The sequence below is a fragment of the uncultured Aquimarina sp. genome (assembly GCF_947496855.1).
Taxonomy (GTDB): domain Bacteria; phylum Bacteroidota; class Bacteroidia; order Flavobacteriales; family Flavobacteriaceae; genus Aquimarina.
The window spans coordinates 998,341-1,010,909 of record NZ_CANMED010000001.1 but is presented as its reverse complement, the minus strand read 5'-3'; the positions used below and the strand labels follow the sequence as shown (position 1 = coordinate 1,010,909).

13 protein-coding genes are annotated in these 12,569 nt (G+C 34.0%); 8 read left to right on the top strand and 5 right to left on the bottom strand.

The features are described from left to right. The first annotated feature begins 7 nt into the window (after window positions 1-7). Window positions 8-856, top strand: coding sequence for an aminotransferase class IV (locus tag Q0921_RS04495; RefSeq protein WP_299253894.1), 849 nt, complete (start codon window positions 8-10; stop codon window positions 854-856). Here Q0921_RS04495 and Q0921_RS04490 read toward each other — a convergent pair. The 5 genes from Q0921_RS04490 to Q0921_RS04470 form a co-directional block, all read right to left on the bottom strand. Next, the gene (locus tag Q0921_RS04490) at window positions 853-1,413 is read right to left on the bottom strand and encodes a YqgE/AlgH family protein (RefSeq protein WP_299253893.1); all 561 of its coding nucleotides are present in this window, start codon (window positions 1,411-1,413) and stop codon (window positions 853-855) included. The two genes, Q0921_RS04495 and Q0921_RS04490, sit on opposite strands and share 4 nt — an antisense overlap. Window positions 1,414-1,544: 131 nt before the next feature. Beyond that, entirely contained in the window at window positions 1,545-1,817 is a 273-nt protein-coding gene (locus Q0921_RS04485) for an HU family DNA-binding protein (protein WP_027391128.1), read from the bottom strand. 186 nt (window positions 1,818-2,003) lie between these two features. After that, window positions 2,004-2,951 carry a methionyl-tRNA formyltransferase gene (fmt, locus tag Q0921_RS04480; RefSeq protein WP_299253890.1) on the bottom strand — a complete coding sequence of 316 codons (948 nt, stop codon included), beginning with the start codon at window positions 2,949-2,951 and terminating at the stop codon, window positions 2,004-2,006. A 6-nt stretch (window positions 2,952-2,957) separates the two neighbouring features. Next, window positions 2,958-4,850: an ATP-dependent DNA helicase RecQ gene (locus Q0921_RS04475; RefSeq protein ID WP_299253887.1), complete on the bottom strand. Its 1,893-nt coding sequence runs from the start codon at window positions 4,848-4,850 to the stop codon at window positions 2,958-2,960. Between the two features lie 13 nt (window positions 4,851-4,863). After that, window positions 4,864-5,514: an ATP-binding protein gene (locus Q0921_RS04470; RefSeq protein WP_299253884.1), complete on the bottom strand. Its 651-nt coding sequence runs from the start codon at window positions 5,512-5,514 to the stop codon at window positions 4,864-4,866. Between the two features lie 85 nt (window positions 5,515-5,599). Here Q0921_RS04470 and Q0921_RS04465 point away from each other — a divergent pair, with 85 nt between their 5' ends. The 7 genes from Q0921_RS04465 to murA all read left to right on the top strand — a co-directional run bounded on the left by Q0921_RS04465 (window position 5,600) and on the right by murA (window position 12,442). Continuing rightward, the gene (locus Q0921_RS04465; RefSeq protein WP_299253881.1) at window positions 5,600-6,061 is read left to right on the top strand and encodes a (2Fe-2S)-binding protein; all 462 of its coding nucleotides are present in this window, start codon (window positions 5,600-5,602) and stop codon (window positions 6,059-6,061) included. A gap of 20 nt (window positions 6,062-6,081) precedes the next feature. Continuing rightward, the gene (locus Q0921_RS04460; RefSeq protein WP_299253878.1) at window positions 6,082-8,244 is read left to right on the top strand and encodes a molybdopterin cofactor-binding domain-containing protein; all 2,163 of its coding nucleotides are present in this window, start codon (window positions 6,082-6,084) and stop codon (window positions 8,242-8,244) included. Window positions 8,245-8,247: 3 nt separating this feature from the next. Continuing rightward, complete coding sequence (locus tag Q0921_RS04455; protein WP_299253875.1) at window positions 8,248-9,318, top strand: XdhC family protein; 1,071 nt, start codon at window positions 8,248-8,250, stop codon at window positions 9,316-9,318. Beyond that, window positions 9,311-9,913, top strand: coding sequence for an NTP transferase domain-containing protein (locus Q0921_RS04450; protein WP_367183321.1), 603 nt, complete (start codon window positions 9,311-9,313; stop codon window positions 9,911-9,913). The genes Q0921_RS04455 and Q0921_RS04450 overlap by 8 nt, the downstream gene beginning before the upstream one ends. A 59-nt stretch (window positions 9,914-9,972) precedes the next feature. Next, window positions 9,973-10,266, top strand: coding sequence for a DUF493 family protein (locus tag Q0921_RS04445; protein ID WP_299253872.1), 294 nt, complete (start codon window positions 9,973-9,975; stop codon window positions 10,264-10,266). Window positions 10,267-10,418: 152 nt separating this feature from the next. Next, entirely contained in the window at window positions 10,419-11,093 is a 675-nt protein-coding gene (locus Q0921_RS04440) for a DUF4290 domain-containing protein (protein WP_299253869.1), read from the top strand. 32 nt (window positions 11,094-11,125) lie between these two features. Next, window positions 11,126-12,442 (top strand): UDP-N-acetylglucosamine 1-carboxyvinyltransferase, encoded by a 1,317-nt coding sequence (gene murA / locus Q0921_RS04435; RefSeq protein ID WP_299253866.1) that lies wholly within the window; start codon window positions 11,126-11,128, stop codon window positions 12,440-12,442. Window positions 12,443-12,569: the final 127 nt, after the last annotated feature.

The window sequence follows — 12,569 nt, the reverse complement described above, 5'->3', positions numbered from 1 at the left end:
CTTTTTTATGATCAATATTAATGGAAATTTGTTAACTGATAATGAAGCTACATTATCAATTACTAATAGAGGATATGCATACGGAGATGCATTATTTGAAACGATACGAGTAAATTCTAGAACTATTCTTTTCTGGGAAGATCATTATTTTAGATTAATGGCTTCTATGAGAATTTTGAGAATGGAAATTCCTATGAATTTTACACCAGAGTTTTTACAACAAGAAATTCTAGATCTTATTGAGAAAAATGGTTTGACAAATTCTTCTGTTAGGGTCAAAATTATGATCAACCGTAAAGAAGGCGGGTTATATACTCCGACGGCTAATGGTATTGATTATAGTATTTCAGCAAAGCCATTATCTACTAAGTTTTACACTCTTTCTAGCGATTTATATGAAGTAACCTTGTTTAAGGATCATTATGTAGCTGCGGATCTTCTTTCTACATTAAAATCAAACAATAAATTAGTGAATATATTAGGAGGAATTTTTGCAGAAGAAAATGGATTTGAAAACTGTTTGTTATTGAACGCTAATAAAATGGTAATCGAAGCATTGAATGGTAATTTATTTTTGATTAAAGGAAATAAAATAAAGACGCCACCTGTTTCTGATGGTTGTTTAAAAGGAGTTTTAAGAACTCAATTATTGAGAATTCTTGAAAAATTACCCGAATATGAGATAGAAGAAGCTTCTATTTCGCCATTTGAGCTGCAGAAAGCAGATGAATTGTTCATAACCAATGTAATAACCGGAATACAACCCGTTACTAAATTTAGGAAAAAAGAATATAAATCTGAAGTGACCCGCAGATTGTTAGGGATATTGAATGCAAGGATTCGAATAGGAGATTAGTTATAACTAGGATCCTCTGGAGCATTGGACCATAATAGGTAATCTCCACCTAATTCTATCATTTTTTCTTTCCAAAATGTATTATAGGACTTTCCAATAATGTTTTTTTCGTAGGTGTTTTTTACAATTACCCAAGAATTTGCCTCAAGTTCCTGAATTAGCTGTTCTGCATCCCAGCCAGAATAACCTAAGAAAAACCGAATTTCATTGGAAGTGATTTTGTTTTGAGCAATTAATTCTGATACCACAGAAAAATCTCCACCCCAATAAATACCAGAAGATATTTCTACACTATTAGGTATTAAATTTGGAATTTTATGGATAAAATATAAATTGTCTTGTTCAACAGGTCCACCATTATATATTTTAAATTCAGCTTCTACTTCAGGAACCAAATCAGATAACACATAATCTAAAGGTTTATTCATAATAAAACCAATAGACCCTTGATCACTATGATCCGCAAGAAGAACAACCGAACGGTTAAAGGAAACATCACCTATTATAGATGGCTCGGCAATTAAAAGATGTCCTTTTCCGGGTTGAAGTGATATCATGGATGGTGTAGTTTATACTAAAACTAAATAATTATTTCTAATAATCAAAGCGGTTACTTGATTTTTACGGGGAATCCATAAAAAAAGCTCCCCGAAAAGAGAGCTTTCTATAATATCAAAAACTAATTAAATTAGTTAACTGAACTAGATAAATCTGCACCAGCTTTGAACTTTACAACGTTTTTAGCAGCAATCTTGATAGTTTTACCTGTTTGAGGGTTTCTACCTTCTCTTGCAGCTCTTTTAGAAACTGACCAAGAACCAAATCCTACTAAAGAAACACGGTCACCTTTTTTAAGAGAACCTTCAACATTTCCTAAGAAAGATTCTAAAGCTTTCTTTGCTGCTGCTTTTGTAATTCCAGCGTCAGCTGCCATTGCATCGATTAATTCTGTTTTGTTCATAATTCTGTTTTTAAATTAATTGTTGGTTAAACCAAATTTTTGTTAAACGCTCTACAAATTTATACGGATTTATGATTCATGCAAGGATTAGCCCAGTAAATACGGGGTTTTGTTGATAACTCGAGGTGATTGTTAATAAACAAGTACGATTTTTATGAATTTTCTTACTCTAGTGATAGCAAGGGCTCAGCCCATTTTTGCGTCTTTATAAAAGGTGTACCCATTTAGTAGCGCTTTTGCATCCATGGCTTTTTTCCCCGGAAGTTGGATTTTATTGAGAATAACATATCCTTTTTTGACAGCTACCTTAATTATAGCATCCTCTACTATAACCTTTCCAATATCAAAATTGTGGTCCTGATGCTCCATTTCAGCATTATAGACTTTTATAGAAATCTCTTCTCCTTTATTATATAGTGAACACCAAGAAGCTGGATATGGGCTCAAACCTCGTATAAGATTATAAATAGAATGTATCTCATCATTCCAGTTTATTTTAGTATTATCACGATTCAGTTTATAGGCGGTTTTTAGTTTTCCTTCTTTGGGTTGCTCTTTAGTGGTTACCGTTTTGTTTTCTATTGCTTTAATAGTTTTAATAACTAATAAAGATCCTTCTACCATTAACTTATCGTGAAGAGCACCTGCTGTATTATTGTCTTGAATCTCAACTTCCTTTTGAAGAATAATATGGCCTGTGTCTATTTTTTCATCAATAAAGAAAGTAGTGATACCAGTTTTTTGTTCTCCATTAATAATAGCCCAGTTAATTGGAGCAGCACCTCGGTAATCAGGAAGTAATGACGCGTGTAGGTTAAATGTTCCATACTCAGGCATATTCCAAACTACTTTGGGTAACATTCTAAAGGCAACAACTATATTAAGATTAGCTTGTAATTTTTTTAGTTCTTCAATAAATGCTTCGTCCTTTAGGTTTGTAGGTTGTAGTATAGGCAGATTTTTGGATACTGCATATTCTTTGACCGCAGATGCTCTTAGCCTCCTACCTCTTCCTGCTGGTCTATCTGGAGCCGTAATAACACCCACTACGTTATAATTATTTTCTATAATTGTTTTTAAGGTTTCTACGGCAAAATCCGGAGTACCCATAAATAGGATTCGTAAGTCTCTCATTATATGTTATACTAGTTGATAGTTATTGTGTGGATCAATTTTTATAATGTTGTGTTCATTTAATTCTCTTAATATTTCCAGAGCAGCTTCTTCGGGGCATCTTAATTGAGTTAAAATGTCCCTAGAGGATAATTGTCTTTCTTGTAAAAGATTTACGATATTATTTCTAATCTCTTTAGGATCTATAGTAATCTTTTTATTGGCAATACATACACTACAAATACCACAGTCTTTTGAATCTTTTTCTCCAAAGTAAGCAAGTAGTTGTCTGCTTCTGCATATTGATTCGTTTTGTACAAAACGAATCATGCTTTTTACTTTATTTGCTTTAGAACTGCGTAATTCTTTAATATAAGGTTTTACTCTGTTAATAGTGTGATCATCTTCTCTAGGTACTAAAAAAACAATGTCAGCATCAGTTAATTTGTGTTGAAATTCAAGCAATTCTGCATCTTGTAATTTTTTTAAAACCTCGATAACATTCGCTTCTGTAGTATTTACTTTAGAAGCGATAAGGGATAGGTTAACCTTTACTTCTTCATCAAAAACACCACCATAAGTTCGTAATATAGCTTTAGTAATCAACTCTAAGTGTGGATTTTGTTCTAAATATACCAGAAGATGATTTCCTGTAGACGTAATGTGGATGGCACTTTTTTTGGTAAATCGTTGTGTGAAATTAATGACACTACAGCGATCTAAAAATTGTAGCGCATTATAGGTCATTAATGTATTTAGATTGTATGTCTTACAAAAGCTGTTAAAATTAAAACCATGCACGGATTGTTCTCCTTCTCCATAGGATATTCTGAAATAATTAGACAGCTTGCGATATACTAACTTTACAAAATCAACATCAGGAAGTACTTTGATAAATTGATTTTGTACTCTTAGGATATCATTTTCGTTTTTAAGAAGAAAAGCGTAAGACGTTTCTCCATTTCGTCCTGCTCTTCCAGCTTCCTGAAAGTAACTTTCCATACTCTCAGGAATATTATAATGGATAATAGTTTTTACGTTTGCTTTGTCGATACCCATTCCGAAGGCATTTGTAGCTACCATAACACTAACTTCTTCTGCTAACCATTGTTGAAAGCGTTTGGTTTTTTCTTTTGCGTCTACACCACCATGATAATAGGTAGCCGCATAACCGCTGGCATTTAAAAATTCGCTAATTTCTAAAGCCGATTTTCGATTACGGACATATATAATTGAGCTTCCTTGATATCGCTTTAGAATTCGGATAAGTTTATCATTCTTATCTAACGTATGATAAACCATGTATCCTAAATTACCCCTAAAGAAAGATTGTTGGAATATTTTTGGTTGAAATAAATCCAGTTCTTTAATGATATCATCTACGACTTCTGGAGTCGCAGAAGCTGTCAGTGCTATAATAGGAACCGCTGGTTTAATCTCTCTTAGAATTTTGATTTTTTTATAAGAAGGTCTAAAATCATTACCCCATTGCGAAATACAATGTGCTTCATCTACAGCAATAAGGTTAATGTTCATTCTTTTTAGTCGTTCTTTTACCAAATCCTGCTGAAGACGTTCTGGTGATAAGTATAAGAATTTATAATTACCATAAATACAATTATCCAATAAAGTGTCTAATTCAGAGTATTTGATTCCACTTGTCAAAGCGATGGCTTTAATACCTTTTTGTTGTAGATGCTGTACCTGATCCTGCATCAAAGCAATCAAAGGTGATATTACAATGCAGATTCCCGGTTTAAGCAACGCAGGTATCTGAAAACATATAGATTTACCACCACCAGTAGGAAGTAAGGTAAAGGTGTCATTGTTTTCAATAACAGCATTGATAATTTCTTCCTGTAAAGGTCTGAAACTATTATGATTCCAATTCTCTTGTAATAGCTGGATTGGGGTAGTCATTAATACGGTATTGTTATTTTGTATGTTGTAATATAAAGGTACTGCGTTCTTTTACATTTCCAAAAGGAACTTCAATACAATTGTATCCAAATTTTGTATATGTTTCTAATAAATGATGATGAATTTGTTGAGCTTCTTCAAAACTTTCATAACGTTCAGCATCAGATATATAGATTTCCTTCCAAGGAGGTAATAGGAAAACCTTATCATAAACAAAGTCCTTACATGCTTTTATAAACGGAGCATCGTAAGATTGTTTAAAAAGATCCATATATGCTAGTACGTCTGGTATTCCTCTATCATAAAAAGCAATATCCTTACTGTTAACGATAGGGTCTTTGTATTGATTGATCCTTCCATTTATTAATTGTGTATTGAAATCATAAGGATCGGAAACAGAAGCGATAGGATTAGAAACAATGTTTATAGCGTCATTATTTTTCGCTTCTTGAGTAATACTTCTGATAAATTCAGGAAAACAAAAGAAACCATCTTCTTCAAGTGCTTTAATGATTGATGTTTTTCCTGTAGAAGGGCCTCCTGTGATAACTATTTTATGATTTGCCAAAGAAATAATTTTAATGCGAATTTCGGAATTATAAAATGATTTTGAAAATACTTTGGTAAGTATACCATAAAGCTCTGTTAAAATTGAATTTGTCAATCCGTATTTTTAGTAACTTCAATAACAAAATAGTAATTATTCTTTTATTTAGACTAATTAAATACAAATCTTAAAATTTAAACTCATGCCTGTTTATAATCTAAAAGTAAATGGTCAATCGCTTTCTGTGGAAGCGGATGAAGATACGCCTCTTTTATGGGTATTACGAGATCATTTTGATCTGGTTGGAACTAAATTCGGTTGCGGTATTGGACAATGTGGTGCCTGTACTATTCATGCAGATGGAGTAGCAACCAGGAGTTGTTTGTTAAAAGTTTCTGTTGCTACAGAAATGGAAATTAAAACAATCGAAGGTTTATCCAAAGACGTTTCCCATCCGGTACAACAAGCCTGGAAAGAGATCGATGTTCCTCAATGTGGATATTGTCAAGCTGGTCAGATCATGACTGCAGCAGCTTTTCTAGAACAAAACTCTAACCCTAGCAGAGAAGAGATTAGAGATGCTATGAGTGGTAATATTTGTAGATGTGCTTCTTATAATAGAATAGAAAAAGCGGTACAACAAGCAGCAAGTAAAATAAGCTAACCAATTTAAATCCCACGAAAATGAAACGAATAACAACTCCTTCTGTAAGTAGAAGGTCATTTATAAGAACATCTGCATTAGCTGGTGGAGGAATTTTGATTGGTTTTAACCTGTTTCAGGCTTGTAAGCCCGAAGTTACTCCTCCTACAGATATTGTAGATATTGCTGATTTGAACTTTAACGATTTTAATGCTTTTATTAAAATTGCAGATAATGGTATGGTAACTATTTTTTCGCCCAACCCAGAAATTGGACAAGGTGTAAAAACATCAATGCCTATGCTCATAGCAGAAGAATTAGATGTTGACTGGAAAAATGTTCATGTAGTTCAAGGAGCATTAGATACCAAAAATTTTACCCGACAAGTAGCTGGAGGAAGCCAATCACTAAGACAAGGTTGGGAACCTTTACGACAGACTGGTGCTACTGCAAAACAAATGTTAGTTAATGCAGCGGCTGCAAAATGGGGTGTAGATCCTTCAACATGTACTACAAATAAAGGGGTTATAAAAAATGGTAATGGTGATACACTAGGATATGGAGAAGTAGTAAAAGAAGCAGCATCTTTAAAAGTACCAGAGAGTGTAAAACTTAAAGATTCTAAAGATTTTAATATTATAGGGAAAGATATCCATAATGTAGATGTAGATAAAATTATAACAGGTAAGTCTTTATTTGGCTTAGATTATAAAGAAGAAGGCATGCTGTATGTATCTGTAGTTAGACCTCCAGCTTTTGGAAAAAAGTTGCACGATTTTGATGCTACAGAGGCTAAAGAGGTTATTGGTGTGATAGATGTTTTTAAGTTTGGTGATAAAATCGCGGTATTAGCAGAAAATACTTGGTCAGCAATGAAAGGCAAAAAGATTGTAAAAGCCAAGTGGACGGATGATTCTAAACTCGAAAACACGAGAGATCACGATAAAGCTCTAATTGACCTTTTAAACGGTAAAGAGTTCGATACAATGCGTGCTGATGGTGATGTCAAAAAGGCATTCGCGGCAGCAGATAAAGTGCTGGAAAGAGTATATGAGTCTCCTTTTCTTCCACATAATTGCATGGAGCCTATGAATTTCTTTGCTCATGTTACTGATGACAAAGTTAGATTGGTAGGACCGATACAAACACCAGCAGGTACGGCCAGAAGAGTTGCGTCACTTTTGGATAGAAAACCAGAGGAAGTTTCGGTAGAAATGACTAGAATGGGAGGTGGTTTCGGTAGGAGGTTATACGGTGATTTCGCCTTAGAAGCTGCAGAAATTTCTAGTATCTCCAAAAAACCGGTTAAGGTTGTGTATTCTCGAGAAGATGATATGTCTGCAGGAATTTATAGACCTGCGATTAAATATAAAATTAGTGCAGCGATCAAAGATGGTAAGTTAACAGGGTATCATTTAAAAGAAGCTGCGGTTAATTCTAATATGTATGGACTGATTCCAAACTTCTTTCCAGCAGGTGCTGTAGAGAACTACCAGGTAGATGTAGCAAAATACGATAGTAATATAACTATTGGCGCTTGGAGAGCCCCGTACACAAATTTCCTAGCTTTCGCAGAACAAAGCTTTTTTGATGATCTTGCAGAGTTAATGGAAGTGGATAATATTCAATTGCGCTTGGATTTGTTACAAAAGGTCAAAGGAAATACAGATGAACGAATACAATATTCCCCGGAACGTCTAGAAAAAGTAATTAAAACAGCAATTGAAAAATCCGAATGGGGTAAGAAACCTGAAGGCGTATACCAAGGATTTAGCTCCTATTATTGTCATAATACCCACGTTGCTGAAGTAGCAGATGTAGTATTAGTAGATGATCAACCTGTAGTAAAAAAAGTTACCTGTGTGGTTGATTGCGGAATTGTAGTGAATCCATTAGGGGCTAAAAATCAGATAGAAGGTGGTGTGATTGATGGAATAGGTCACGCTATGTATGGAGATTTCTCTTTTAAAGATGGAGAACCTCAGGACACTAATTTTGATACCTACCGTTTGATACGAATGAATGAGACTCCTATTGTAGAAACGCATTTTATCGAGAGTGATATTGCTCCTACAGGATTAGGAGAGCCTACACTGCCACCAGCAGGAGCAGCAGTAGCCAATGCTATCAAAGCAGCAAAAGGAGTGAGATTGACAAAACAACCCTTTGTTAAGAATATGGAAAACAAAGCAGTGTTAGGATAATATATGACACACGAGTTTAAAGAGATAATAGCATCATATCATAAAGCGAGTCAGAAGGGAATTCGAGCCGTCATTGCAACAGTAGTTGATATTGACGGCTCGTCGTACCGACGACCTGGAGTAGGAATGCTTATTTTGGAAAATGGTCAAATGACTGGGGCTGTGAGTGGCGGTTGTGTGGAAAAAGAAGTATTAAGACAGTCGCAATCGGTTTTTATCACAGGCAGAGCAAAGATGATGACCTACAATGGCCGATATCGTTTAGGCTGCGAAGGAATCTTATTTATATTAATAGAACCTTTTTCTATAAGTTTTGATACCATTAGTAATGTGCAGCAATATTTAGTTTCACGAAAACCATTTGAGATTAAGTCTTATTTTAAAAAAGAATACGGAAGTGATTTTTCAATGGGATCAATAGTTTCGTTTGGAGAAACTCAGGAATTTAGATTTTCGGATAATTTTGAGGCGAGTAATTTGAAACAAGATACTGCTTTAGACTGTTTTGATCGTGAAATGCAGCCTTGTTTTCGATTAATTATTATAGGATCAGAACACGATGCTAAACAATTAAGTATTATTGCTAACGCAACAGGATGGGAAGTAGAAGTGGTGAATACTCCCAAAAGCCCAAAAACGTTGTCTGACTTTCCTGGAGCTCAAAAAGTATGGAATCAATCTCCAGAAAATTTGGTCATAGACAAGATAGATAAACAAACCGCAATTATCTTAATGACTCATAATTTTGCTAAAGATTTAATGTATTTACAGGCAATAAAAGATACGCAACCGATTTATATAGGTTTATTAGGACCTTCCAGAAGACGAGAAAAGTTGCTTTCTGCCTTTATTGAATATTCTCCAGATGTAACAGATGAGTTTATGGATTGCATTCATGGACCAGCTGGATTAAATTTAGGAGCAGAAACACCACAGGAAATAGCTATTTCTATTATTGCTGAAATTTTATCAGTAGTCCGTAATCAGAAACCTATTCCATTACAAGAGAAAGCAGGTGGAATTCATGGAAATACTCAAAAGGAAACAGTAGATACTATTGTAAACAATCACTAAGAAAATTGCACATATCATTCTGGCAGCAGGATCTTCTAGTCGTTTAGGAAGTCCAAAGCAGTTATTACCGTGGAAAAACACTTCGTTAATTGCTAATGAGATTGAAAAATCACTAAAATTAAAAAACTTAGAGACTCTTATTGTTTTGGGAGCTCATTTTGAAATAATTCTAAAAGAAATCAAACATTTTCCTGTAGTAATCCTTCATAATAAGAACTGGGAATTAGGAATGGGGGCATCCATTAGTTTTGGAATACAACAAATTCTTAAGTACAAAGAAAACTTTGAAGGGGTACTGATTACTTTGGTTGATCAACCGTTAATTGATGAAGAGCATTTAAATAACTTGATTTCGAAATTTAATGAAAATCAAGATGCTATTATTGCTACATCAATGAAGGATAGAATCGGTGTTCCTGCTATATTCGCCAGGCATTATTTTAAAGAACTGTTATTGCTAAAGGAAGATTATGGAGCCAGACAGATTATAAAAAAGTATGAGAGCCATATAATTAATATTGATGGAAAGGATAAAACTGATGATATTGATACAAAAGAACAGTATAAAGCATTATTAGAAAGGGTTAAACAGTAAGTAAAAGCATTCCGATATGTTAATGAGAAGACGTATCTTTGTTAAAAATTTTGTGATACATGAGTGATGCTTCTAAATCTGAAGAATTTTATAAAAAATTAAAAGTACAATTGGCAGATACAGCATTGTGGCCGACTGCTTATTTATATAAATTTATAGTTCCTACTGATTCTGATAAAGTGAGTCAAATAGAAGGGATTTTTGATAACCTTGGTGCTGTAATTACAACCAAACAATCTAAAAATGGTAAATATACAAGTGTATCTGTCAATGTACGGATGAAAAATCCGGATCACGTTATTATCAAGTATAAAGAGGTTGCGGAAAAAGTAGAAGGGGTTATTTCTTTATAACCAAAATATTTTTACACACTTAAATAAGCATACTGATTTTATTTTAGTATTTTGCAAACCAATTAATGAGCAACTGAAAAGTCTACACTTTAGAAAGTCTATTTTATAACTTACCATTCCTTTTTAGAAAAGCTCATACTACTATACATTTTATGGACGTTAACAATCATACGGAGATTAATAATTTAGAATATAATACAGAACGCGAACAGCTTATTATACCAGAGTATGGTCGTCATTTGCAGAAAATGATTGATCAAGCTGTGGCTATAGAGGATAAAGAAGAAAGAAATAAAGTAGCAAAAGCAATTATTGCGGTAATGGGAAATCTACAACCTCATCTTAGGGATGTGCCAGATTTTCAGCATAAATTGTGGGATCAACTATTTATTATTAGTGATTTTAAATTAGATGTAGAAGCTCCATATCCTATCCTTACTAAAGAGAAGCTGGAAGAAAGGCCAGAGCCATTAGAATATCCTCAGAATTTTCCGAAATATCGTTACTATGGTAACAATATCAAGAGAATGATCGACGTAGCTATTAGTTGGGAAGAGGGAGATCTAAAAACAGCATTGACCTTCACCATTGCTAATCATATGAAGAAGTGCTACCTGAATTGGAATAAAGATGTAGTAGATGATTCGGCAATATTTAAGCATCTTTTAGAATTAAGTGATGGTAAAATTGATTTAAGAGATAGTGAGGAAGATCTTAGTTCACCTTCAGATTTAATGAGAGGTAAGAAAAAAAACTATCGCACTAATAATTCTGGAAAAAAGAATTTTAGAAGCGGAGGAAACAATCGTGGTAAAAAACGTTATTAACAAATACCAACACCTATAACCATTCAACTTTTATGAGTACTTTTCAGATAGAAGGCGGACATCAGCTCAAAGGAGAGATTACCCCTCAAGGAGCTAAAAATGAAGCCTTACAGATTCTTTGTGCTGTATTACTAACCCCAGAAAAAGTAACGATTTCTAATATTCCTGATATTAGAGATGTTAATAAATTGATCGAGATTCTTAGAAATCTTGGAGTCAAAATTCAAAAGCTTGGAAAAGGTAAGTATACCTTCAAAAGTGATGAGCTTAACTTAGCGTATCTGGAAAGTGAACAGTTTAAGCAAGAGGGTAGTGGACTTAGAGGATCGATAATGATTGTAGGACCATTACTTGGAAGATTTGGTAAAGGATATATTCCACGTCCTGGAGGAGATAAAATAGGCCGACGTAGATTAGATACACATTTCGAAGGTTTTATTAACCTAGGAGCGGAGTTTAGATACAATAAAGAAGAACGGTTTTATGGAGTAGAAGCACCAGAAGGATTGATAGGAACTCATATGTTATTAGACGAAGCTTCTGTTACTGGTACTGCTAATATTGTTATGGCAGCAGCTTTGGCAAAAGGAAAAACCACAATCTATAATGCCGCTTGTGAACCATACTTGCAACAATTATGTAAGATGATTAACTCTATGGGTGGTAAAATCGAAGGAGTTGGCTCTAATCTATTGAGTATCGAAGGAGTTGAATCTTTGGGAGGATGTGAACATCGAGTACTGCCAGATATGATCGAGATTGGTTCATGGATAGGATTAGCAGCTATGACCAAAAGTGAAATTACAATTAAGAATGTAAGCTGGGAGAATTTAGGAATTATACCAAATACATTTAGAAAACTAGGAATCACTTTGGAACGTGTAGGGGATGATATTTATATTCCTGCACATAAAGACGGTTATCAGATTGAAAGTTATATTGATGGATCATTTATGACAATTTCAGATGCTCCTTGGCCAGGTTTCACACCTGATTTGTTGAGTATTGTCTTAGTAGTGGCAACACAAGCAAAAGGCGAAGTGATGGTACATCAAAAGATGTTCGAGAGTCGTTTGTTCTTTGTAGATAAATTAATTGATATGGGGGCAAAAATTATTTTGTGTGATCCGCATAGAGCTACTATAATTGGTCATAATTTTCAGTCTACGCTAAAAGCTACAACTATGGTATCTCCAGATATCAGAGCAGGAATCTCTTTACTGATTGCAGCATTAAGTGCAAAAGGAACTTCTACGATACACAATATCGAACAAATCGATCGTGGATACGAAAATATAGATGAACGTTTAAGAGCAATTGGAGCAAAAATTATCAGAATAGAGTCTTAACAACAATATTTTATATTATATATCTAAAGAGGAGCTAAAGTAAACGAGGTTCCTCTTTTTTATGGAGTTACTTTTTTTAAATAAGTATTCATCTAGAACAGAGCTAAGAAGTAATGTTTGTAATCAA